This window comes from Streptomyces sp. SM11 (assembly GCF_002910905.1).
Classification (GTDB): domain Bacteria; phylum Actinomycetota; class Actinomycetes; order Streptomycetales; family Streptomycetaceae; genus Streptomyces.
On record NZ_NEUE01000210.1, the window covers coordinates 45,937 to 69,114 of the forward strand.

Genomic DNA, 23,178 nt, shown 5'->3' on the forward strand with positions numbered 1-23,178 from the left:
TGACGCTGCCTGACACGCGAGACGCTATGCGGGCGGGGGCGCGACGCCAAGGCCGGCCGATCGGCGCACACCGGCACAGGAGGGCCAGGTCCCGGCCGAGGGGTGTCCGGGGCGGCCGGAGTGCCTGGTCACGCGGAGCCGGGTCGGCCGGAAGCTGCTTGACGGCGGCGGAGCGGGCGTCAGCGACCAGGTCTGACGACGGCCGCGGCCGGGGTTTCCCGCACATATCCGGCTTATGTGAGATAGGCCACTTTCAGGGGCCATAGGCAGGGGCGGTCACCACGACCTAGAGTCCTGTCGTTTGCGGAGTATTCGTCTCCGCGCCGTCCGGCCCGGCCCTCCGCTCCGTACACGACCTGTACGAGCAAGCAGAGACCGGGCCGATTCCCCGACTCACATGGAACCGGGAACATCCGCATGGGCACGTTGGAAACCTGGGTCGTCGAGCTCAACGACGTCTTCTGGACATACCTGCTGATTCCGCTGGTCGCCGTCGCCGGCGTCTGGTTCACGCTGCGCTCCAAGGGCGTGCAGATCCGCCTGATCCCGGAAATGTTCCGGGTCTTCAGGGACAAGCCGCAGTCCGGCGTCAGCCCCTTCGGCGCCTTCACCATCTCCGCGGCCGCGCGGATCGGCACCGGCAACATCGCCGGTGTGGCCACCGCGATCACCATGGGCGGCCCCGGAGCCGTCTTCTGGATGTGGATGATGGCCCTGGTCGGCGGTGCCTCGGCGTTCGTCGAGTCGGTCCTGGCCCAGCTGTACAAGGTGCGCGACACCGAGCCCGGTACGTACCGGGGCGGCCCGGCCTACTACATGCAGAAGGCGCTCGGGGTGCGCTGGCTCGGCGTGGTCTTCGCCGTTCTGATCACGCTGACGTTCGGGTTCGTGCTGACCGCGGTGCAGTCCAACACGATCACGGTGGCCACGAAGGGCTCCTTCGGCTCGGACGCCTCCTGGTTCAATCCCGTCCTCGGCGTCGTGCTCGCCGTGCTGCTCGCGCTCGCGGTGTTCTTCGGCGTGAAGCGCCTGACGGCCGTCACCAAGGTCATCATCCCGGTGATGGCCGCGATCTACCTGCTGACCGGCCTGGTCATCGTGCTCCTCAACCTCGGCAACGTGCCGGGCATACTCGGCGACATCATCGGCGGCGCCTTCGGCTTCCGCGAGGTCGCGGGCGGCGCCGTGGGTACGGCGATCCTGCAGGGCGTGCGGCGCGGCATGTTCTCCAACGAGGCGGGCATGGGTTCCGCCCCGAACGCCGCCGCGGCCGCGGAGACCACGCACCCGGTGAAGCAGGGCCTGGTCCAGACCCTCGGCGTCTACTTCGACACCCTGGTCATCTGCACCATGACCGCCTTCGTGATCCTCTCCGCCAACCCGACCCTCGGTGAGCGCGGCGGCGCGGACGTCACGCAGGCCGCCTTCACCAGCGAGCTCGGCGACTGGGCCGGTCACCTGCTGACCCTGGTGGTCTTCATGGTCGCCTTCAGCTCCATGATCGGTAACTACTACTACGGCGAGTCCAACATCCAGTTCATCACCCGCAGCAAGAACGTGATGAGCACGTACCGTGCGATGGTCATCGCCTGCGCCGTCCTCGGCGCGATCGGCTCCGTCCCGCTGGTCTGGAGCCTCGCGGACGTCACGATGGGCGCGATGGCCCTGGTCAACCTGATCGCGATCATCCCCCTCAGCGCGGTCGCCTTCCGCCTCCTCGACGACTACCTGGCCCAGCGCCGCCAGGGCCTCGACCCGGTCTTCCGCAAGGACCGGGTTCCGGGCCTGCGCGGCGAGGTGGAATGCTGGGGCACGTCGGACCAGGACGCCACACCGCGGGAGCGGACGCCGGTCGGCTCGCTCTGACACGGACGCGCCCCCGCGCGACCGTACGCATCGAAGGGCGGCATCCCGGGAGGGGTGCCGCCCTCGGGCGTTTCGAGGTCGGGTCCGCATCCCAGCTACCGTGTCGAGCTGCGGCGCGAAGGCGTTACGGCGCACAGCGGCAACGGGAACGACCTCCGCGATCCCTGTCCGCTTCGGGTCTTCTGCCGTCGGTACAGGTGGGTGAAGGCTTGTTCGGTGTCCTTCCGCTGGAGGAGGGTCTTGATCTGCCACCAGCGTCAGCGGTACCAGCGGGGCCGGAAGCCACGAGTGCCGGCGACGCCACCGGTTCCGACGATTCCGCCTCTCCCCCGGACCCGGCGCCCCCTGCCGACTCGAACGCGCCAACTGTGCATCCCACACGGTGAGATGGCCTTCGAAAGGTCCGTCCTTCCGAGGAAACGTACTTGTAGGGTGAATCGCCATGCGCGACATTCTCCGCACCAGCCTCCTCCTTATCCGCCGCGCCGAGGGCCTCTAGGGCTCGACCTCCTCGGCGCGGTGTCCGGCCATGCGCCACGCCGTCGGCCCGCCGCCGCGACGAACCCACACAGGAACTGTTCCGATGAACCCGACACCTTCCGCCCAACTGACGCCCGGCTTCCCGACCCAGACCACGTCGGGGATGCCGTTCGAGCGGTACCAGCCCTTCCGGGCGATCGATCTGCCCGACCGCACCTGGCCCGGCAAGACCCTCACCAAGGCGCCCCAGTGGTGCGCCGTCGATCTGCGCGACGGCAACCAGGCACTGATCGACCCGATGGGCGCCGACCGCAAGCTGCGCATGTTCGAACTGCTGGTCTCGATGGGCTACAAGGAGATCGAGGTCGGCTTCCCGTCGGCGAGCCAGACCGACTTCGACTTCATCCGCCGCCTCATCGAAGAGGACCGGATCCCCGACGACGTCGCGATCCAGGTGCTGGTGCCTACCCGCCGCCACCTCATCGAGCGCACCTACGACGCCGTACGCGGTGCCAAGCACGCCATCATCCACCTCTACAACTCGACCTCGACGCTCCAGCGGCGCGTGGTGTTCGGCATGGACCGCGACGAGATCACCGGACTGGCCGTGAGCAGCGCGCGCCTGTGCCTCGAACTCGCCGCGCAGGCGACGGACACCGGAATCGGCTTCCAGTACTCCCCCGAGTCGTACACCGGCACCGAACTCGACTACGCCGCCGAGATCTGCAACGCGGTCATCGACGTATGGCAGCCGACGGCGGACCGCAAGGTCATCGTGAACCTGCCGGCCACGGTCGAGATGGCCTCCCCGAACGTCTACGCCGACTCCATCGAGTGGATGCACCGGCACCTGGACCGGCGTGACGCGGTCGTGCTGTCCGTGCACCCGCACAACGACCGCGGCACGGCCGTCGCGGCCGCCGAGCTGGGCTACCTGGCCGGCGCCGACCGCATCGAGGGCTGCCTGTTCGGCAACGGCGAGCGGACCGGCAACGTATGCCTGGTCACCCTGGGCCTGAACCTGTTCTCCCAGGGCATCGATCCGATGATCGACTTCTCGGACATCGACGAGATCCGCCGGTCTGTCGAGTTCTGCAACCAGCTGCCGGTGCACCCGCGCCATCCGTACGGCGGTGACATGGTCTACACGGCGTTCTCCGGCTCGCACCAGGACGCCATCAAGAAGGGCCTGGAGGCGCTGCAGCGCTCGGCGGCCTCCGCGAACACCCCGGTGGACGCGTTCGACTGGGCAGTCCCGTACCTGCCGATCGACCCCAAGGACGTGGGCCGGACCTACGAGGCGGTCATCCGGGTCAACTCCCAGTCCGGTAAGGGCGGCATCGCCCACGTCATGCAGACCGAGCACAAGCTCAACCTGCCGCGCGGCCTGCAGATCGAGTTCTCGCAGGCGGTCCAGAACCGTACGGACGCCCAGGGCGGCGAGGTCTCCCCGGCGCAGATGTGGGAGGCCTTCGTCGAGGAGTACCTGCCCGTCGACGCTCCCGAGGCGGGCGCCGTGGGCCATGACGGCGGGGTCGCGCCGTGGGGCCGGATGAGCTTGCTGTCGCACCGGTCGGCCACCGTCATCGACGAGAAGAACTCCCTCTCGGTGGACGTGCTGTTCGACGGGGAGAAGCGGACGCTGGACGGCGTCGGCAACGGCCCCATCGACGCCTTCGTGTCGGCCCTCGGCGAACTGGGGATCGACGTCAAGGTCGGGGACTACCAGGAGCACGCGATGTCCACGGGCGGAGACGCCCGGGCCGCCGCCTATGTGGAGGCCAGCGTCGACGGGCGCACCTTCTGGGGCGTGGGCCTCGACTCCAGCATCGTCACGGCCTCCCTCAAGGCGGTTGTCTCCGCGGCCAACCGGAGCTTCCGCGCACGGGCCTGACCCGGCCTGCCCCTCTCCGGCCCGCCCGAAGGGGCGACCGGACCTGACACAACGACATCCCATGCGGACCGCGGGGCCGTTCCTCCGGGACGGCCCCGCGCCATGACCCCCTCCGCCGGACGGGACGAGGGGGTACGGAGGAGGACAGATGGACCTGCGAATACTCACCGAGCCTCAGCGGGGGGCCGACTATCCGGCCCTGTTACGCGTCGCCCGCGCCGCCGAGGACCTCGGGTTCGACGGCTTCTTCCGCTCGGACCACTACGTCAAGGTGGCCCCGGGCGACGCGCTGCCGGGTCCCACCGACGCCTGGATCACGCTGGCCGGACTCGCCCGCGAGACCCGCACGATCACCCTCGGCACGATGATGACGGCGAGCACGTTCCGGCTTCCCGGTGTGCTCGCCGTACAGGTCGCCCAGGTGGACCAGATGTCCGGCGGCCGCATCGAACTGGGCCTGGGGGCCGGTTGGTTCGAACGTGAGCACCTGGCGTACGGCATCCCCTTCCCGGCCGCCCGCTTCGGCCGGCTGGAGGAGCAGCTGGAGATCCTCACCGGCATGTGGGACACGCCCGTCGGCAAGACGTTCAGCCACGAGGGCCCGCACTACCGGCTGGTGGACTGCCCGGCGCTGCCCAAGCCCGTACGCGGACGGGTGCCGGTGCTGATCGGCGGCCGCGGCGCCGTACGCACGCCCGCCCTGGCCGCCCGCTTCGCCGACGAGTTCAACGTGCCCTTCGCCTCCCCGGACGACACGGGGAGCCAGTTCGACCGGGTGCGGGAGGCGGCCGGGGCGGCCGGGCGCGACCCGGACGCGCTCGTCTACTCGGCCGCGCTGACGGTGTGCGTGGGCCGCGACGCGGCCGAGGTCGCACGGCGGGCCGCGGCCATCGGTCGCGACCTCCACGAGCTGCGGGCGACCGGACTGGCCGGCACCCCCGCCGAGGTCCTCAGGACACTGGACCGCTACCGGGCGGCCGGCGCGTCGCGGATCTACCTCCAGCTCCTCGACCTGGCCGATCTCGACCAGCTGGACCTGATCGCCGGCCAGGTCGCCGCCCGACTGCCTTGATCCGGCCGATGTCAGGGCGTGGCGTCGACGGCCGAGGGCAGCGCCGGGCGTCCGGGCTTGGCTCCCACTGTCCACGCTTGGCTCCCACTGTCCACCCCGGCGGTCGGCGTCAGCGCGAGGTGCCCGCCCGCCGCAGCCCCGCGGCTATGGCCACCGCGGCGGCCATGGCCAGCACCGCGTTCGCTCCCAGCCCCAGCCGGGTACCCCCGAGCAGGGCGGTCGCGGCGTTCTCACCCGCCCGCTCCAGGGCTCCCGCCCGGCCGGCCGCGAGGGCGCTCAGCACCGGGATGCCGATGGTGATCCCGATCTGCTGCGCGCTGGTGACCAGTCCGGTTGCCAGGCCCTGTTCGTGGTCGGTGAGCCCCGAGGTGGCGTTGACCCCGTACGAGACAATCGCGGACATGTGGCCGACAGAGGCGAGGAGCAGTGCGGTCACTGCCAGCGGGACACCCCCGCTGCCCGGCAGGAACACCAGGGCGGCCGTGCCCGCCGACTGCACGGCCAGGCCGACGACCAGCGTCCTGCGGGCTCCGAGGGCGGCGATGATCCGGGAAGCCGCCATCCCGGTGGCGGCCAGGACGACGCCCTGACCGCCGAAGACCAGGCTGGTCTCGAAGCCCGAGAGACCGAGCACCTGCTGGAGGTAGAGCGTGAGCAGGAAGATGACCGAGCTCATCATCGAGAAGGTGGTCAGCCCACCCAGATTGCCGAAGGCCACGCTGGGGCGGCGCAGCATCTGGAGCGAGACCAGCGGCTGGGCCGCCCGGAACTCCACGGCCACGAACGCCCCGAGCAGCAGGAGGCCGAGGACCAGGGTGGCGATCACCTCGATCTCGCCGAAACCCTGGTCGGCGGCGGTGGACAGCGCGTAGATGACGCTCAGCAGACCGCCGGTGACGGTCACCGCGCCCGGGACGTCCAGACGCGGCCGCTCGGCGGGCCGGCTCTCGGCCAGCAGCAGGGGCGCGACGATCGCGACGATCGCCCCCGCGCCCGCCAGCAGTGTCATGGTGGAACGCCAGCCCAGCTGGTCGGTCATCACACCGCCCAGGAGGATGCCGACGGTGAAGCCCAGCGACAGGACCGTGCCGTTGACGGCCAGTGCCTTGTTGCGCTGCGGACCCTCCGGAAACGTCGTCGTCAGCAGCGACATGCCGGTCGGTACGACGGCGGCGGCACCGAGGCCCTGCAGCGCGCGGCCGGCAAGGAACGACGCCGGATCCCACGCCGCCGCCGCCAGTACGGACGCCATTGTGAAGACGGCGAGACCGGCGAGGAAGAGCCGTCGCCGGCCGAAGAGGTCGGAGATCCGCCCGAAGAGGAGCAGGAAACCACCGGCCGGCAGGGCGAAAGCGGTCATGGCCCATTGGAGGTCGGCCCGCCCCATGCCCAGGTCTTCGCCGAGCACTGGCAGCGCGACGCTCAGGATGGAGAAGTCGAGCGCGATGATGAACTGCGCCGCGCACAGGAGGAGAAGCGTGAGCCGGGCTCGGGGGGTCAGCCTGTCGTCGGGGGCGGAGGCGGACAGGAGTTCGTCCGACGCCTCCGCTTCGGCCGGAGTGCTTGTCATGATCTCAGTCTCTGCCGCGCCGGAAGCGGGCGGAAGTGGCTGCCAGTGCTGGTGGTGCCACCACCAGTCACACCGATGCCGCCGGGCAGCACGGCGGCTCCGACGAGGGGACGTACGAGGTGACTTCGACGGTCAGCGCGACGGTACGGCGACCCGAACTGAAGGACTTCCTGCGCAACCGGCGCGGCCGGATCACGCCGGCCGAGGCGGGGCTTCCGACGGGCGGGCGGCGGCGCACGCCCGGGTTGCGCCGGGAGGAGGTGGCAGTGCTCGCCGGGGTCGGGCCCTCCTGGTACCAGTGGCTGGAGCAGGGCCGGGACATCGCGGTGTCCCCGCAGGTGCTGGACTCGGTGGCGCGCGTACTGAGGCTGGACGACACCGAGCGGCGGCACCTTTACTCACTTGCCGGGTTGAACCCCCCGCTGCCGCAAGCGGCGCCGGATGTCGCGTACTGCGAAGGGCTGCAACGACTCATCGAGGCGTGGGCGCCCCATCCCGCGACGATGCTCGACCGCTACTGGAATCACGTGGCGTGGAACGAGTCGGCGCGCCTCGCGCTCGGCATGCCGGACGCCGACCGCAACTGCCTGGTGGGGTTCTTCCGCCACGAGAGGTTCCGGCAGGGGGAGGGCCGGGCCCGGTCGTGGGAGCGGATCGCACCGACGGTGGTCGCCGCGTTCCGCGCCTCGGCCGCTGAGCGGCCCGACGACACGGGGTTTCGTGAGGTGATCGATGAACTTCTCCGTACCAGCGCTGAGTTCGCGGAGCTTGGGTCCGTCAGGATGTCCAGGAGCTGGGCATGGTCGTCAACGAAGTACAGCATCCGGTCGTCGGCAAGCTCAGCTTCGAAAGCACCCAGCTGCGGCTGCCGGCGCGGCCGCATCTGACCGTGGTGCTCTACAACCCGCTAGCCGGAACCGGCACTTCCGAGAAAGTGGAATGGCTCATTTCCACACATGCCGAGTGATCTGGATCACAGGGGCTCTCGTAAACCGACGAGCCCTTCGTGCGTGTGCGTTCCGACCTCCGCGGAGTTATCCATCCCTTGGACTCCACCGACCGCCTGCGGCACCGCTCTGACCTGCGAAGAACGAGGGATCCCTTACTTCGATCGAAATCACTTCTTGATCTGTTCGGCCGTAGATGCGAATGTGAAAGCACCCACCACGCACCAGCCCGGATCGATTCTCACCTCATGCGTCCCGGCTGCGTTTTCCCGAGGCTCACCCGGCCTTCGAAGCAGAGCGTGCGGCACTCCGCACAGACTTTCACCTGTCTAGCTCACCCGGGGATGCTGATGCAGGACTTAGATATGTTCACTCCAGGCCCCACCCACGTTCCGTTGGGTATCAGAATGGCGTCCATCGCCCAACTGACGCATCATCGTACGGCAGATTTCAAGAAGCTTTACGAACGCATTCACGGCGGGCTGCAGAACCTATTCCGTACGAGCGGCCACGTACTGATGCTTCCGGCCTCCGGAACCGGCGCGATGGAATCCGTCGTCGTCAACATCGTGGAGCCCGGCGACACCGTCCTGGTCCTCGCCGCAGGGAAGTACGGTCGCCGCTGGGCAGAGCTCGGCCGCACCCATCTGGCCGATGTCCGGCTCCACGAGGCGCCTGACGGGGAGACCTTCGACCTCGCCGCCGTGGAGCGTGAGCTGGCGGCCGTGCGGCCCCGGCATCTGATGCTGACGCACTGCGAGACCTCAACCGGCGCCGTTCACGACGTGGAGCGCCTCGCCGCGCTGGGCCGACGGTACGGCGCCACCGTGGTCGCAGACACGATGACCTCGATCGGCGTCGAACCCTTCCACATGGACGAGTGGGGCGTGGACTTCGCCCTCACCGCCTCACACAAGGGCCTGATGAGCCCGCCGGGCGCCGCCTTCGTCGCCGTCGGCGAGAGAGGCTGGGACGCGGTCCGTCCGTCCCAGGGGTACTCGTACTGGAACTTCCACCTGCTGCGCGAGGCCGCGCTGGAAAGCACGGTCCCCAACACACCGCCGAACGCGACGCTGTTCGCCGTCGCCGCCGGCCTCGACCGGATCGAGGCCGAAGGGCTGGAGAACGTCTGGGAGCGGCACGCGCGCAGCGCGGCCGTGTGCCGGGCCGGTCTGCGGGCCATGGACCTGCCGTTGCTGCCGCGGAGCCGGCACTCCCACTCACTGACCGCCGCCGTGCTTCCCTCCGACGGCAGCGCCGACGGTCTCGTCGAGGCACTGCACGAACGATTCGGCATACGCATCGCCGGAGGCCAGGGCAGCCTCAGGGGGAGAATCATCAGGATCGGCCACATCGGCTCGGTCTCTCCTCTCGACCTCCTCCCCGTACTGACCGCGTTGGAGATCCTCCTCGTGGAGCGCGGCATCGGGCACGAGCCCGGCCGGGCCCCGGCCGCCATGGCAGCCGTCCTGTGCGATCAGCAGGGAACGCGGACCGCCTGAGTCCCGCCTTCCCACCCATCGCGGCGGCCGGCTTGCGAGCCGCCCGGTCCGAGCCACCACCCCGCCCCTGATCACGGGCCGGCCCTTGGCCGCTGCCCCACTGCCGGCCGCCGACCCGCCAGAGATCGCCTCCCTCTGGATCGTTGCCTTCCTCTCCCGTTCTCCACGCCCTTCTCGCGTTCACCCACCGTCGCCACCTGGGGCCTGGCATCGTCGCGCCCTGCCCACGGGGCCCGTCCCGGCCCACCGTCACCCGGACACCGCGGGCGGCACCGCCCTGCCCGCTTCCGCGCAGCCCGATCGAATTCCCCTTTGGAGACCACGTGTTGAGCACCGAGACACGCCGCTACGTCGGCGCGTACACCACCCTTCTCACCCCCTTCGCCGCGTCCGGGGACCTCGACGAGGAGGCCCTGCGCCACCTGGTCGACTTTCAGATCGACAACGGCGTCACCCGGCTGTGCCCGAACGGCGTCACCGGTGAGGCGGCCGCGCTCACCGACGAGGAGAAACTGCGCATCACGCGGATCTGCGTCGAGCAGGCGGCGGGGCGCGCCATGGTCATCCCCGACATCGGCACCGAGAACCTGACCCGCACCCTGGAGCTGGCCAAGGAGGCCGAGAAGCTCGGCGCCGACGCCGTGCTCGCCTTCACGCCCTACCTGGACCCGCCCACCGAGCGGGGCCTGGTGGCGTACTTCCGCAAGGTCGCGGACTCCGTCGGCATCCCGCTGTTGATGCACAACCTGCCGGGCCGCACGACCGTCGACATCTCGCCGGCCCAGGTCACCGAGCTGGCGAACCACCCGAACATCATCGGGATGAAGGAGGGCAACCAGGACATCGTACGGATGCGCCGGGTGCTCCACCTGGTGCGCGACGCCGACTTCGTGGTCCTCGCCGGCAACGACTTCACGGCCCTGCCCGCCCTGCTGCTCGGCGGCCACGGCCACATCTCGGTGGCGGCCAACGTCATGCCCCGCCAGAGCCGCTCGATCGTGGAGGCCGCCCTCGCGGGCGACTTCACCACCGCGCGCGACCTGTACCTGAAGTTCGCCGAGTTCTACCGGGGCATCTACTTCGCCACGAATCCCATCGCGCTGAAGAAGGCTTTCTCCCTGGCCCACTTCGAGGTCGGCGAGCCGCGTCTGCCGCTGACCCCGCTGCCCGAGGACCGGGTCGGCGAGCTCGAAACGATCATGAAGGACTGCGAGCTCCTCTGAGCCGGCGCACCTCGCCACCACAGTCATCCCAACCCGTGAAAGGAAGCACAGGATGAACCCGTTCCTCGATGTGGACGCCATGACCGAGGGCGTGTACGGCGGCGACGTCGTGCGGTCGCTGCTCTACGCGGCCGCCGACAACCCGGGCAGCCACGTCGTACGTGTGGCCATGGCCAGCACGGAGCCGGGCAAGGGCGGCCAGGTCCACCACCACCCGAAGACGGACGAGACGTACTTCATCATCGCCGGCAGCGCGGAACTGGAGTTCGACGGAGAGCTGTACCAGCTCTCCCCGTCCTCCTGCGTCCGCATCCCGCGCGGCACCAAGCACCGGATCTCCAACACCGGCACCGAGACCCTGCGCTACCTCGCCTTTCACATCGGCGACGCCGACTTCAACGGCGCGGTCGAGCACGTCAAGGCGGGCTGACCGCTCGTGGACCTCGTCATCGTCGGCGCGGGAAAGGCGGCGTCGCTCCACTACCGTGCGTACTCCCACCTCGCCCGCTCCGGTCTCCTAAACCGCGGGCGCGTCCAGTTCCTGGACACCACCCGCCGGGCCGGACCCGAGCTGGCGGCGCTGCTGCGGCGCGACCGGATCGCGGAGCGTGTGGTGGCCGGGCGCCAGGAGCTGGCGCCCACCGCACCGGAGTCGACCATCGTCGACCTGTGCCTGCCCAGCCGCAGCCTCGCCCCGGTACTGCTGGACTGGTGGCACGCCGGCTACCGCAAGTTCGTCATCGAGAAGCCGTTCACGGTCCCCCCGGAGCTGGTCGACGACGTCCGCCTCGTGCTGGCGACCTCCCAGGCCGTCCTGGTGCGCAACTACCTGCACTCCCAGGTGCACAGGGCGGTCCGGGAGCTGATCGACCTGTACGACCTCGATCCGGTTCTGTGCGTCACCAACTTCTCCAAGGACCGGCGAGCGGACAACCTGCGCGGACGCGGCGCCTCCAGTACGGCCGCGCCGACGGTCTTCGAGGTCGAGATGCCGCACCAGCTCTACATCGGCACCGACCTGCTCGGAGAACCCGCGCAGGTGGAGTACGCCGAGGACCTCGACCCGATGACAGCTCCCGACGGGACGCCGCTGCGGCTCGGCGAAGGTGTCCTCGTGGGCCGGGCGGCCCGTGGCGCGGCGTTCGTCCACTACTCCAACCTGCACTATCCGACCATCGTGCGCAGCCTGGACGTGTTCAGCCGGAGCGGCCTGTCGATCCACGCCACCTACGCGCCGATCTGCGAGGAGCTGGCCGACATCAAGGCCGGCGTGATGCTCTGCCGGGGCAGCACCGTCATCAACAAGAAGCTCTTCACCTCCGACGACAACATGCTGGGGATGATCTCCAGCGCCTTCGCGGCGCTGTCGTCGGCGGCTCCCGCCCAGGTCGACCTCGACGAGGTGCTGCGCAACTCGGACCTCATCCGGTCGGCCGTGGACGACCCGCCGGGGCACCGGCCGGGATCCGGCGCGGCCCGGGGCGACGTCCTCCAGGGCTGGGTCGCCGACTCCTTCAAGCTGGGGCTCGGCGCCGGTATCGGGCAGGCGTTCCTGGCCTTCCTGGAACAGCGTCAGCGGGCCCGCCTCGCAGGTGTGCTGCCCGCCCTCGACCCCGCCTTCCACATCGCGCCCGGCCCGGCCGGGAACCCGGCCGTCGCGGGCGCACCGCTCACGCGAGAGGTACTCGTCCCATGACGATCAAGGTCCACGGACTGCTCCACGTGGCCATGGTGACGGAGGACATCGACCGGCTGACCGCCTTCTACACCGGTCTCCTCGGCGCCGAGGAGACCAAGCGGCTGGAGCTCACCTCCCACCGGTTCGCCGAGGGCGTGGGCGTACCGGGCGCCAGGGCCACCACCGTCCACCTGCGTATCCCCGGCGCACAGACCGTCCTCGAACTCACCGAGTACGAGCGGTCCGTCCGCCCCGACACCGCCTCCGCCCCGTCGAACGCGACGGGCCTTCGCCACCTCGCCCTCGCGGTGTCCGACATCGCCGCGGCCACCGCCGAACTGCGCGACCGGAGGGTCGAGATCGTCGGCGGTCCCGTCGAGGTGGATGCCCCGGCCGAGGCCCGCGGCGTCAGGTTCCTGTACTTCCGCGACCCCGACGGCAACCTCGTCGAACTGATCCAGCCGCCCGCCGCACCCACCGCCTGAGGCAAGGCCCCGCCGCACCCACCGCCCGATCCGGGCCCCGCCCGATCCGGGCCCCGCCCGATCCGGGCCCCGCCCGCCCCCGACCGCTCAGAAGGAGCAACCGAGCATGAGGATCGCACCGGTCCAACGCACCGAGACCGACGGCCGCCTGGAACTCTCCGTCGAGGTGTCCCACCAGGACGGCGTCACGACCGACCGCCTGTGGTTCCGCGTCGACCCGCGGCACGTACCGTACGTGACCGACACCATGGACCCGTTCCTGCTGGCCACGCTCTTCCTGGCCATGCGCAAGGGCGAGAACCTGCACGTGGAGGGCCCGGTCTCGGCGACTCTCCTCGAGAACCTGGAGGAGTTCCAGGCCGCGTGGGTGCAGTGGCGCCCGGAGCGCTACAGCGTGGTCGAGCTCTCGGCCGACCAGGAGGTCCCGGACCGCGAGGGCCCGGACACGCGCTCCGCGCTCCAGACCTTCTCCGGCGGCGTGGACAGCGCCTTCACCACCATCCGCCACGTCAAGAAGGAGGCCGGCCGCGGCTCGCTCGACCTGACCGGCGCGGTGATGGTGCACGGCTACGACATCCCGCTGGAGGAACTCGACGCCTACCGGGCGCTGTACACCCGAAGTGTTCCGCTGCTGCGGGGCGTCGGCGTGGAACTGCTGCCGGTCACCACCAACTTCCGCGAGCTGTGGCACAGCGACCTCAGCCACTGGGAGGACGCCTTCGCCACCGGCATGACCTCCGTACTGACCCTGTTCAGCGGTCGGTTCCAGCACGGCGTCATCGCCAGCTCCGAGCCGTACGGCTCCCTGGTGCTGCCCTGGGGCTCCAACCCGATGACCGACTGGATGCTCTCCGGCGGACGGATGCGCATGCACCACGACGCGACCGGCATCGAGCGCAGCGACAAGGTCGCCGGCCTCGCCCGGCTGTGGCCCGAAGGCGCGGACAACCTCCGCGTGTGCTGGCAGGGGGAGCAGAAGGACCGCAACTGCTGCCAGTGCGAGAAGTGCATCCGCACCATCCTCAACTTCAAGGTCAGCGACAGCCCGCTGCCGCCGTCCTTCCCGCACGACGTGACTCCGGAGCAGATACGCAGCCTGCGCGGTCTCGCCGAGGCGCACATCAACCCGCTGCGCCAGATCCTCGCCACGGCCCGCCGCCGGGAGGTCACCGCCGACTGGGTGGCGGCCCTCGCCGACTGCATCGCGGCCAACGAGGACGAGCTCGCCCGGGGCATCAGCTACGAGGGCGGCTTCCCCCTGCTGGCCACGGCCGGGGGCGAGCGGTGAGCGGGGCCCAGTACGCGGTCACCGCCCGCTTCGACCTCAAGCCGGAAGGCGTCGAGGGCTTCGACGCCCTGGCCCAGTGGCGCATCGAGCAGGCGGCGGCCAACGAACCCGGCCTGGTGGGCTACGCGGTGCACCGCGTCGACGGCGAGCCGCTGGCCCGCGTGTTCTACGAGATCTACCGCGACGAGACCGCCTTCAAGGAGCACCGGGCCACGGAACAGACCGCCGAGTTCGGGCGGCGCCACGTGCCCTTCGTGCAGGGCCCGCCCCGCATCGAGTTCCTGAACGTGCTGTTCAGCGCGAACGGGCTCGCACCCCGCCCGTGACCGCCCGTCTCCTCCTCCAGACCTTCCGAAAGCAGGACGCATGACCGCGCCGACCACCGTCTACCAGCCGCACCACACCGCCTTCTCCGTCGCCGACCTCGAGGCGTCCAAGACCTTCTACGGCTACTTCGGCTTCTCGCTCATCCTCGAGTGGACGAAGGAGGACAAGTCGCTGTCCATCACGCACCTCCAGCAGGAGGGCAGCGGCTACGTGCTGGAGCTGTTCCACTACGCCGCCAACGAGGACGGCCCTCGTTCGTCCTTCACCGTCGGCAACAACCTGCCCGAGGTCGGCGTGAAGCACCTCGGATTCAGCGTCCCCGACCTGGCGGCGGCCCGCGAGGAGATCATCGCCGCCGGTATCGGCGAGGTCACCGAGATCGCCCGCGGCCGCACTCTCGTCGACTACTTCTTCGTCATCGACCCGGACGGGATGTACCTGGAGTTCGTCAACGACTCCCGCGGCCTGGACCCGGGCGCACCGCTGCTGCTCTCCGGCACGCAGAAGTAAGGAAGGAACACACCGACATGGCCGTCTCCTCGTTCATGGTGCCGCTCGGCACCCGCGCGCCCGACTTCACGCTGCCCGCCCTCGACGGGCGGACCGTCTCCCTCACCGACTACGCCGACGCGCCCGCCCTGCTGGTCGCGTTCCTCTCCAACCACTGCCCGTTCGTGAAGCACCTCGAGAAGGCGCTCGGCGCCTTCGCCGAGGAGTTCCCGCGGCTCGCCGTCGTCGCCGTGTGCAGCAACAACACCTCCGTCGCGCCCGACGACGGACCGGAGGGACTGCGAGACCAGGTGGCCCGGACCGGCTGGACCTTCCCCTACCTGATCGATGCCGACCAGTCCACGGCCCTGGCCTACCGCGCGGCCTGCACCCCGGACTTCTTCCTGTACGGAGCCGAGGGCACCCTCGGCTACCGGGGGTCGTTCGACGACTCGCCCCCCGGCAACGGGCGGCCGGTGACAGGTGAGAGGCTGCGTGCCGCCGTCACCGGCACACTGGCCGGACGGCCCGTCCCGGAGCCGCACCACCCCAGCATGGGGTGCTCGGTCAAGTGGGCGCCCGGGAACGAGCCGGCCTGACCATGAAGCCGAGGATTTCCGTGCTCGGCACCGGATACCTCGGTGCCACTCACGCCGCCGGGCTCGCCGAGATGGGCTTCGACGTCATCGGGCTGGACGTGGACGCGGCCAAGATCGCCACGCTGGCCCGCGGCGAGGTCCCCTTCCACGAGCCCGGCCTCGGCTCCCTGATGCGCGCACACGGCCTCCGGCAGGCTGCGCTTCACCACGGACTACGCCGAGGCGGCCGCCTTCGCCGACGTCCACTTCATCGCCGCCGGCACCCCGCAGTCCGCCGGCGGCGCCGCGGACCTGCGGTACGTGGACGCCGTGGTCGACGCGCTGGCCCCGCACCTGACCCGGCCCTGCCTGGTCGTCGGCAAGTCCACGGTCCCGGTCGGCACGGCCGCCCGGCTCGCGGACCGGCTGGTCGCGCTCGCACCTGCGGCCGGCACCGTCGACCTCGCATGGAACCCCGAATTCCTGCGGGAGGGGCACGCGGTGGCCGACACCCTCGCCCCGGACCGGATCGTCGTCGGCGTGCGGACCGATGTGGCCGAGAAGGTGCTCCGGGAGGTGTATGCGGACATCCTGGAGCAGGGCACCCCCTTCCTCGTCACCGACCTCCCCACGGCGGAGCTGGTGAAGGTGGCCGCGAACGCCTTCCTCGCCACGAAGATCTCCTTCATCAACGCGATGGCGGAGGTGTGCGATGCCACGGGCGCCGACGTCATGACCCTGTCGCGGGCCCTCGGCCACGACGCCCGCATCGGGCCCCGCTTCCTGAACGCGGGCGTCGGCTTCGGCGGCGGCTGCCTGCCCAAGGACGTACGGGCCTTCCGGGCCCGGGCGAGCGAGGTGGGAGGTGACGGCGCCGCCGCCCTGCTCGCCCAGGTGGACGCCATCAACCTGCGGGCCCGCGACCGGGTACTGGACATGGCTCGCGGTGCCCTGGGCGGTGGCCTGGCCGGCCGGCGGATCGCCGTACTGGGCGCCGCCTTCAAACCCGACACGGACGATGTACGCGACTCTCCGGCCCTCGACATCGCCTCAAGAGCGGCGCGGGCGGGGGCGGAGGTGAGCGTCTACGACCCGATGGCGGCCGAGGCGGGCGGCACGGCGCGGCCCGAGTTGGAGTTCAGCCCCTCCCTGGAGGTCGCCGTCACCGGAGCCGACCTGGTCATGCTGCTCACCGAGTGGGAGGAGTTCCGGGCGGCCGATCCGCATCGCCTCGCCGTGCTGGTCCGGGCGCCCCGGCTGGTCGACGGCCGCAACGCGCTGGACCACCAGGAATGGGCGGCAGCGGGATGGAGCGTACGGGCACCCGGCCGGGTGCCGCTGGCCGGCGAGCCCGGACTCGATGAACCCGAGGCCGTCCGGGCCGATGGCCGCCCGAGCGCGGCAGCGTCCCTGTCCCCCATGTCCGAACCGGAAGGAGGGACGGTCCATGGCCGACACCGGACCACCAACCCGTGACCGAGCGCCTTCGATCGCCGAACGGATGAACACGCTCGCGCCGACGCGCCGCCACCGGCTGATCGTCGGCACGGTCGGACTCGCGCTGTTCTTCGACATGTTCGAGATCTTCATGTCGGGTGTGCTGGGCGCGGTGCTCACCCAGGAGTTCGACCTCACCCGCACGCAGACCTCTACCGTGCTGGCATCCGTGTTCGTCGGCATGTTCATCGGCGTGCTGGTGACGGGCCGGATCGCCGACCGGTTCGGACGGCGCCGCGTCATGCTGGGCGCGGTCGCTGTCTACACCGTCTTCTCGGCGGTGGGCGCGGTGAGCCCCGACGTGTCGATGGTGATCGGCGCCCGGTTCCTGGCCGGGATCGGGATCGGTCCCGTGCTGCCGCTCGCCGACTCCTACCTCAGTGACCTTCTCCCGGCCCGGTACCGGGGCAGATACACCGCCTGGGCCTACACCATCGGCTTCATGGGAGTGCCGGCCGTGGGCCTGCTGGCCCGCTGGCTGGTGCCGCTCAGTCCGCTGGGCCTCGACGGCTGGCGCTGGCTCTTCCTCATCGGGTCGGCGGGCGGGCTCCTCGTCCTGTCCCTGCGGCGCACCCTGGTGGAATCGCCGCGCTGGCTCGCCTCGGTGGGCCGCGCCGCCGAAGCGGAGGCCACGCTCCGCGAGTTGGGCGGCGCACCGGCGGCGGCGAAGAGTCCGGCGAGCACTCCGGAGCCCACGGGGCTCCAGAAGCCCGCTGATCCCCCGGAGCCGGATGGTGGCACCGGGCGGGCGCTGGCCACCGGCGAGGCCCTGCGGGCCCTGCTGCGCAGCCCCGTCTACCGGCGCCGCGTCGGCATGATGACCGTCTTCCACCTCCTGCAGGCGTTCGGAGGTTACGGATTCGGCACCATGGCCCCCCTGGTGCTCGCCGCCAAGGGCTACTCCATCGTCCACTCGCTGCTGTTCAGTGCGGTGACCTTCCTCGGCTACCCGCTGGGCTCGCTCCTCTCCCTGCCGCTGATCGAACGGGTGGAGCGCAAGTACCTCATCGTCGGCGCCGCGCTGGCGATGGCGGCGTCCGGAGTGCTGTTCGGCAGCGCGGAGAGCGAACTCACCGTCGTTCTGGCCGGCCTGTGCTACACGGCCGTCAGCAACGTCTTCTCGAACTCGTACCACGTCTACCAGGCCGAGATCTTCCCGACCGCACTCCGTGTCACCGCGGTGAGCTGGACGTACTCCCTGTCCCGGATCACCACGGCCGCGATGCCGTTCATCCTGGTGCCGGTGCTGGACGACTTCGGATCCGGGGTGCTGTTCGCTCTGGTCGCGGTGACGCTCGGCGTCATCGCGCTCGACATCGGGCTGCTGGGCCCGGCAACGACCGGGCGGGCCCTGGAGGCGGTGAACGAGTCCCTCGCAGCCCCCCGTCCGGCCGCAGCCCCCCGTCCGGCCGCGGGCGCCGTCCGGCGGTCGGCGGAAGGCGAGAGTGACGACCCGCCGGTCCCGGTGAAATGAGAAAGCCTGGAACTCGGCCAGGAACCACGTCGACGCGACCGAAAGTGGCACGCCTCCTCGCGATCGTGCTCGGAACCGGCGCTTGCATGGCACTGACCCACCTCCTGGCCTGAGCGCCCGAGCCACCCGGTGCGCCGGAGCCACACCCGACGAAGGACGACAAGGACGGACCCCGTACATGCCCACAGACGTGGACTTCCCGCTGCCCTTCACGGCGCCGGCCCCGGCGCCCGCCGCTGTCGAACAGGCCCGACGACGCGGTGTCGTCTGAGCGGTCCAGCACGGCCTGCTGCAGTCGGACGACGACGCCGTCGGCTACTTCCTCGCCATGAGGCTGTGGCGACAGGCTTCTGACCGCACCGGCGAGGGCACGAGCACCCAGCAGATCCACGACGAGATCCGCTCGATGTTGGTTGCCGGGGCCGAGACCTCGGCGACCCTGCTGCTCCGGGCGTTCCAAGTGCTCGGCACCCACCCCGGCATCGAGCGCCGGGTGCACGCCGAGCTCGACGAGGTGCTGGCCGGCCTCCACCGGAGCAGGGGCTGGTTGAGTGAACACCGCCACTATGGCGAGTCGTTGACGATCCTCGCGGGCGACCTGACCTGGGCGTACGCGGACCACCTGATGTCGGGGATGCCGCCGGCGGTCACCGAGGAGTGGTTCGACCTCAAGACGGAGCTGATCGAGGGGCAGACCCTGAACTTCACAGCGGCGGCGGAGCTGACGCCGGATCCCGAACTGGCCCTGCACATAGCGGTGGTGGAATCCGGCCGCTACACCATCCACCGGCCGTTGGCGCTCGGCACCCTGCTGGCGGGGCGCACCGACCTCATCGACGGCTTCGAACGCTACGTCGGAGCGCTGGGCGAGGCTTTCCAGCTGCGCGACGATCTCATCGACGCGTTCGGCGACGGCCGTGCGAGCGGCAAACCGGCGGGGCTCGACTTCGGGTACGGCAAGATGACGCTGCCGCTCTCCCTGGCGATGCGGTCCGACGCCGGATCCGGTCGCTGGTGGGACACGGTGTGCCCACCCAGCTCCGTGACCGCCTCTCCGGCAGCGCCGACCACGCCCAGGCCGAGGCCCGCATCGCCCAGCTCGTGGACCACGCCCGGGCCGCCCTCACCACGCTGGAGCAGCCGGTCGACATCCCGCCGCAGTTCGGCCACCGCGTTGACAGCATCGCTGGCACGCTGGCCCACGCTGTACGCGACGGACATCCCGTCCCACCCGCGCACTGTCGACACCTTGATCACATCGCCCCCGCCTCCACGCACTCCGCCGGAACTTCCCAGGCCAAACGGCATGGCACGAACGCACGGCGGCACCAAGTGGCAGCGGGGGCGACCGCAGTAACCCCTATCCGCTAGGCTGTCACCGGTCAGTCGACCTTCAGGGTGCCTGCCTGGGAAAGTGTCCCTCCGGACCTTTCCCAGCATCGCCCCAGGGGAGCCTGACCAGGGCGTTTGTCTCAGCCTGCCTGGCATTCCCCACTGGGGTTTCCGGCAACGTTTTCGGCAAGCCCCGCCTTCGCCTTCGTAGCTCAGGGGATAGAGCACCGCTCTCCTAAAGCGGGTGTCGCAGGTTCGAATCCTGCCGGGGGCACAACGTTTGCGCAGGTCAGAGCATGTTTTGCCCCCTCGGAGAGGTCTTCCGAGGGGGCAATTTTTCTTGCCGGGGGACAGCGGGGGGCAAACGATCATGGAAGTGTTGCGGACGAATAGCGCGAAGCGACACCACACATCAGGCGGCAGGCAAGGGCTCCCGGGGTGCGCCGACGGGAGTGGCCGGGAAGTGGGGACAGCCGCCAGAAAGAGCGACTGTCCCCACTTCGATCTTCTCAGGGCGAAGCGGGACGGATCAGGCAAGGCAGGGCAACTGCGGGCAAGAACTGCGGGCTCCCGAACCGCCCTGCATGCACTTGCAGCCACTGAAGACACCCGATGATCAGCTACACCTTCAAGGTCCGCGCAGCCCAGGCCGGACACGTGGCCGCATGGCGGGAGCGGGGACCGAATAACGGCCTCGTTGACGTGGAGATACCCCTCCGATCAACTCTGCACTTCGGGCAGAAGCCAGGCACGGCTGGCGGACGGGCCCGGCTACTCGTTGCACACACAGACAGCCTCAGCGTACTAGACTTGCATCAAAGAAAGTTTCATCAAGGAAACTTTCAGGGCAACTGTGCGAGCGAGGCAGGGCGTCATGAACGGATTCATCGGCCGCCGAACAGAACTCGGCCTCCTGAACGACCTGCTGCAACCGGTAAAGACCGGTGGACGCAGTGGACGTCCCGGGCGTGCGCTGCTGATCCGTGGACGCCGCCGCGTCGGCAAGTCCCGACTAGTGGAGGAGTTCCTGGATCGCGCCGAGCTGCCACACGTCTTCTTCACCGCCGTCGGCGGCTCGAAAGAGGAGGATCTGGCAGGCTTCGCCGCGGAGGTGGCAGCCTCCAGCCTGCCCGACGCGGGCCGCTTCGCGGACTTCACCGCACCACAAACGTGGGACTCCGCCCTGAGCCTGCTCGCTGCCGCGCTGCCGACCGATGCGCCCAGTGTCGTCGTCCTGGACGAGATGCCCTACCTCGTGCGCGAGGACCCCACTTTCGAGGGGGCCTTGCAGAAGGCCTTCGACCGGGCCCTGTCCAAACTGCCCGTACTGCTGGTCCTGATCGGCTCCGACGTCGCGATGATGGAGCAGCTCAACACCTACGGACGCCCCTTCTACCAGCGCGGCACCGAAATGATCGTCCCTCCGCTCAACCCGGCCGAAGTCGCCACCATGCTCGACCTGCCACCCGCCGACGCCTTCGACGCCTACCTCGTTTCCGGCGGCCTCCCCCTGATCCTGGAAGAGTGGCCGCACGGCGCCGGACTGTGGGACTACCTCGCCACCGCGCTGCGAAAGCCCACCTCTGCCTTGCTCGTCAGCGGTGAGCGCACCCTGGCAGCCGAGTTCCCGACGGAAGCACAGGCCCGAACCGTCCTCGGCACCATCGGCCACGGTGAACGTACCTTCACCCTGATCGGCCGGGCCGCCGGCGACCTCAACCCCGGCTCAGTGAAACGCTCGCTGGAACTTCTGACCGCCCGCCGCATGGTCGCCGCCGAGCTTCCTCTGTCCACCAAACCCAGCCGAGAGACCCGCTACCGCATCGACGACCCCTACCTACGTTTCTGGCTCTCCTTCATCGGCCCCGGCATTCCCGCCGTCGAGCGAGGCCGCGGCGACCGCGTCCTCGACTCCATCCGCACCAGCTGGACATCCTGGCGCGGCCGGGCCATTGAGCCCGTCATCCGTGAAGCCCTCTGGCGTCTGGCCGACGACCAACTCCCCCAAGACACCAACGCCGTCGGCAGCTATTGGACCCGCACCAACGATCCGGAGATCGACCTCATCGGTGCCGACCGATCCCCCATCGCCAAGAAGGTCACCTTCGCCGGATCCGTCAAATGGCTGGAGAACAAACCCTTCGACCACCGCGACCTGGCCCGCCTGATCACCCATCGCTCACAGCTGCCCGGAGCCGACGACGACACCCCCCTGCTCGCTGTCGCCCGCAGCGGCTGCACCGCCCAAGGGGTCACCGCACTCACCCCGGACGACCTCATCACCGCCTGGCGCTGACAGATGGTCACTGCGTGCATCTGGTTCCCGCCACGCGCTGAGAACGGCGAGCTGCTGCAGGCCAACAAGTCAGCGATCTCCCACTGGGTGAACGGCACCCGCCGACCTGCCGACCTGACCGTCCAGCACCTCGCCGAGGCTCTGTCCCGTCGGACCGGCCGCACTGTTACCCAGGCCGAGATCGTGGCCACAGCAACCGAGCTGGGCCGGGCCGCTGTTGAGCGCCACCACTTCTTAGCCGTTGCGGCCCTCACCGCTGCCGGCATCGCCATGCCCCTCGACTACGACCACGAAGCCACCTCCCGCATACTTCGTGCCCGCACCCAGACAAGCACCGTCGGCGAGAAGCACGTGGAAGTCGTACGCCAGATCACAGCAGCCTTCAGCGCGGCCGACGAGCGGCTCGGGGCAGGCACGGGCTGACCACCATAACCGCCTATCTCGCCGATACCGCAGCACCGATACTCCGAGCCCGTTTCCCTGCCGAATCGGTGCGCCATCGCGCTTTCGCAGGCAAGGATCCGGAGCGGGCGATCCAGCTGGCAGCCAGGGTGGGCAGCCCATCGTCCGCGCCGTACGTCGCCACGAGGAAGTCGAGGAATGAAGTTCCCCCAAGGCCGGGTAGTTAGGGCCTGCCGGGAAACAAGCCGTCGCTTCCGTGGTCGAGCCTCGTTGTTGTGGTATGGGGAGACCGGAGGGGATCGAGACCGCCCTGGCGGTGAAGTTTCAGGCGCTGTTTCCGCACTTGGACGAGCGTCAGCGTCGGCTGGCCATAGGGGCCGAAGCGCGGTCGCTGGGGCATGGCGGCATCCGGGCCGTGGCCCGTGCGGCGGGGGTGCGTGAGGGGACTGTGTCGCGCGGGGTTGCTGAACTGGAGTCCGGTGAGGTGCTGTTGGGGCGGGTCCGCCGGGCGGGCGGGGGCCGCAAACGGGCGGTGGACCTGGATCCGGGACTGCGGCCCGCGCTGCTGGCCTTGGTGGAGCCGGACGTGCGCGGCGATCCGATGTCGCCGCTGCGGTGGACGGTGAAGTCGACGCGGCAGCTGGCCGCCGAGCTGACCCGGCAGGGCCACCGGGTCTCGGCGGACACGGTGGCGGCCGTGTTGCGCGAGGACGGGTTCAGCCTCCAAGGCAATGCCAAGACCGTCGAAGGCGCCCAGCACTCGGACCGGGACGGGCAG

General features: G+C 69.9%; 16 protein-coding genes, 1 tRNA gene and 4 pseudogenes. 20 read left to right on the top strand and 1 reads right to left on the bottom strand.

Going from position 1 to position 23,178, the window contains the following annotated elements:
- The first annotated feature begins 417 nt into the window (after nucleotides 1–417).
- From B9S58_RS20435 to B9S58_RS20445, 3 genes are all read left to right on the top strand, one after another.
- Complete coding sequence (locus B9S58_RS20435) at nucleotides 418–1,866, top strand: sodium:alanine symporter family protein (RefSeq protein ID WP_103533557.1); 1,449 nt, start codon at nucleotides 418–420, stop codon at nucleotides 1,864–1,866.
- A gap of 583 nt (nucleotides 1,867–2,449) precedes the next feature.
- Entirely contained in the window at nucleotides 2,450–4,240 is a 1,791-nt protein-coding gene (gene leuA / locus B9S58_RS20440; protein ID WP_219818899.1) for a 2-isopropylmalate synthase, read from the top strand.
- Between the two features lie 148 nt (nucleotides 4,241–4,388).
- On the top strand, nucleotides 4,389–5,312 hold the full coding sequence (locus B9S58_RS20445; protein ID WP_103533558.1) for an LLM class F420-dependent oxidoreductase: 924 nt from the start codon (nucleotides 4,389–4,391) through the stop codon (nucleotides 5,310–5,312).
- 109 nt (nucleotides 5,313–5,421) lie between these two features.
- Here the strand turns inward: B9S58_RS20445 and B9S58_RS20450 are convergent, their stop codons facing one another.
- Nucleotides 5,422–6,882 (bottom strand): MFS transporter, encoded by a 1,461-nt coding sequence (locus B9S58_RS20450; protein WP_103533559.1) that lies wholly within the window; start codon nucleotides 6,880–6,882, stop codon nucleotides 5,422–5,424.
- A gap of 119 nt (nucleotides 6,883–7,001) precedes the next feature.
- Here B9S58_RS20450 and B9S58_RS20455 point away from each other — a divergent pair.
- From B9S58_RS20455 to B9S58_RS20535, 17 genes and pseudogenes are all read left to right on the top strand, one after another.
- Nucleotides 7,002–7,849 (top strand): annotated as a pseudogene (locus B9S58_RS20455) (helix-turn-helix transcriptional regulator).
- A 387-nt stretch (nucleotides 7,850–8,236) separates the two neighbouring features.
- On the top strand, nucleotides 8,237–9,331 hold the full coding sequence (locus B9S58_RS20460; RefSeq protein WP_181009387.1) for an alanine--glyoxylate aminotransferase family protein: 1,095 nt from the start codon (nucleotides 8,237–8,239) through the stop codon (nucleotides 9,329–9,331).
- A 326-nt stretch (nucleotides 9,332–9,657) separates the two neighbouring features.
- Nucleotides 9,658–10,554, top strand: a complete 897-nt coding sequence (gene dapA / locus B9S58_RS20465) for a 4-hydroxy-tetrahydrodipicolinate synthase (protein WP_181009388.1) — start codon at nucleotides 9,658–9,660, stop codon at nucleotides 10,552–10,554.
- 52 nt (nucleotides 10,555–10,606) lie between these two features.
- Complete coding sequence (locus tag B9S58_RS20470) at nucleotides 10,607–10,984, top strand: cupin domain-containing protein (RefSeq protein WP_103533562.1); 378 nt, start codon at nucleotides 10,607–10,609, stop codon at nucleotides 10,982–10,984.
- Nucleotides 10,985–10,990: 6 nt separating this feature from the next.
- On the top strand, nucleotides 10,991–12,250 hold the full coding sequence (locus B9S58_RS20475; protein WP_103533563.1) for a hypothetical protein: 1,260 nt from the start codon (nucleotides 10,991–10,993) through the stop codon (nucleotides 12,248–12,250).
- Nucleotides 12,247–12,717 (top strand): VOC family protein, encoded by a 471-nt coding sequence (locus B9S58_RS20480; RefSeq protein ID WP_103533564.1) that lies wholly within the window; start codon nucleotides 12,247–12,249, stop codon nucleotides 12,715–12,717. The genes B9S58_RS20475 and B9S58_RS20480 overlap by 4 nt, the downstream gene beginning before the upstream one ends.
- Before the next feature lie 106 nt (nucleotides 12,718–12,823).
- Nucleotides 12,824–14,005, top strand: a complete 1,182-nt coding sequence (locus B9S58_RS20485) for a hypothetical protein (protein ID WP_103533565.1) — start codon at nucleotides 12,824–12,826, stop codon at nucleotides 14,003–14,005.
- A complete protein-coding gene (locus B9S58_RS20490; protein WP_103533566.1) occupies nucleotides 14,002–14,331 on the top strand; it encodes a putative quinol monooxygenase in 330 nt (109 codons plus the stop codon). The genes B9S58_RS20485 and B9S58_RS20490 overlap by 4 nt, the downstream gene beginning before the upstream one ends.
- Before the next feature lie 40 nt (nucleotides 14,332–14,371).
- Nucleotides 14,372–14,842 (top strand): VOC family protein, encoded by a 471-nt coding sequence (locus B9S58_RS20495; RefSeq protein WP_103533567.1) that lies wholly within the window; start codon nucleotides 14,372–14,374, stop codon nucleotides 14,840–14,842.
- Between the two features lie 17 nt (nucleotides 14,843–14,859).
- A complete protein-coding gene (locus B9S58_RS20500) occupies nucleotides 14,860–15,420 on the top strand; it encodes a thioredoxin family protein (protein WP_103533568.1) in 561 nt (186 codons plus the stop codon).
- Between the two features lie 2 nt (nucleotides 15,421–15,422).
- A pseudogene (locus tag B9S58_RS20505) lies at nucleotides 15,423–16,875 on the top strand (UDP-glucose dehydrogenase family protein).
- Nucleotides 16,847–18,370 carry an MFS transporter gene (locus B9S58_RS20510; RefSeq protein WP_103533569.1) on the top strand — a complete coding sequence of 508 codons (1,524 nt, stop codon included), beginning with the start codon at nucleotides 16,847–16,849 and terminating at the stop codon, nucleotides 18,368–18,370. Before B9S58_RS20505 ends, B9S58_RS20510 begins: the two are co-directional and overlap by 29 nt.
- 289 nt (nucleotides 18,371–18,659) lie before the next feature.
- Nucleotides 18,660–19,727: a cytochrome P450 gene (locus B9S58_RS20515; RefSeq protein WP_258044789.1), complete on the top strand. Its 1,068-nt coding sequence runs from the start codon at nucleotides 18,660–18,662 to the stop codon at nucleotides 19,725–19,727.
- 176 nt (nucleotides 19,728–19,903) lie between these two features.
- Nucleotides 19,904–19,976 (top strand) — tRNA-Arg (locus B9S58_RS20520).
- A 600-nt stretch (nucleotides 19,977–20,576) separates the two neighbouring features.
- The gene (locus B9S58_RS20525; protein ID WP_103533571.1) at nucleotides 20,577–21,998 is read left to right on the top strand and encodes an ATP-binding protein; all 1,422 of its coding nucleotides are present in this window, start codon (nucleotides 20,577–20,579) and stop codon (nucleotides 21,996–21,998) included.
- Between the two features lie 3 nt (nucleotides 21,999–22,001).
- Nucleotides 22,002–22,507, top strand: a pseudogene (locus tag B9S58_RS39270) (tetratricopeptide repeat protein); the annotation flags it as partial.
- A gap of 173 nt (nucleotides 22,508–22,680) precedes the next feature.
- Nucleotides 22,681–23,178 (top strand): annotated as a pseudogene (locus B9S58_RS20535) (ISAzo13 family transposase); the annotation flags it as partial.

What these genes read in the sequence shown, in the direction of transcription:
- B9S58_RS20435 (WP_103533557.1), top strand. Translation starts at nt 418, where the DNA reads ATGGGCACGTTGGAAACCTGGGTCGTCGAGCTCAACGACGTCTTCTGG.
- leuA (WP_219818899.1), top strand. Translation starts at nt 2,450, where the DNA reads ATGAACCCGACACCTTCCGCCCAACTGACGCCCGGCTTCCCGACCCAG.
- B9S58_RS20445 (WP_103533558.1), top strand. Translation starts at nt 4,389, where the DNA reads ATGGACCTGCGAATACTCACCGAGCCTCAGCGGGGGGCCGACTATCCG.
- B9S58_RS20450 (WP_103533559.1), bottom strand. Translation starts at nt 6,882, where the DNA reads ATGACAAGCACTCCGGCCGAAGCGGAGGCGTCGGACGAACTCCTGTCC.
- B9S58_RS20460 (WP_181009387.1), top strand. Translation starts at nt 8,237, where the DNA reads ATGGCGTCCATCGCCCAACTGACGCATCATCGTACGGCAGATTTCAAG.
- B9S58_RS20470 (WP_103533562.1), top strand. Translation starts at nt 10,607, where the DNA reads ATGAACCCGTTCCTCGATGTGGACGCCATGACCGAGGGCGTGTACGGC.
- B9S58_RS20480 (WP_103533564.1), top strand. Translation starts at nt 12,247, where the DNA reads ATGACGATCAAGGTCCACGGACTGCTCCACGTGGCCATGGTGACGGAG.
- B9S58_RS20485 (WP_103533565.1), top strand. Translation starts at nt 12,824, where the DNA reads ATGAGGATCGCACCGGTCCAACGCACCGAGACCGACGGCCGCCTGGAA.
- B9S58_RS20495 (WP_103533567.1), top strand. Translation starts at nt 14,372, where the DNA reads ATGACCGCGCCGACCACCGTCTACCAGCCGCACCACACCGCCTTCTCC.
- B9S58_RS20500 (WP_103533568.1), top strand. Translation starts at nt 14,860, where the DNA reads ATGGCCGTCTCCTCGTTCATGGTGCCGCTCGGCACCCGCGCGCCCGAC.
- B9S58_RS20510 (WP_103533569.1), top strand. Translation starts at nt 16,847, where the DNA reads ATGGCCGACACCGGACCACCAACCCGTGACCGAGCGCCTTCGATCGCC.
- B9S58_RS20525 (WP_103533571.1), top strand. Translation starts at nt 20,577, where the DNA reads ATGAACGGATTCATCGGCCGCCGAACAGAACTCGGCCTCCTGAACGAC.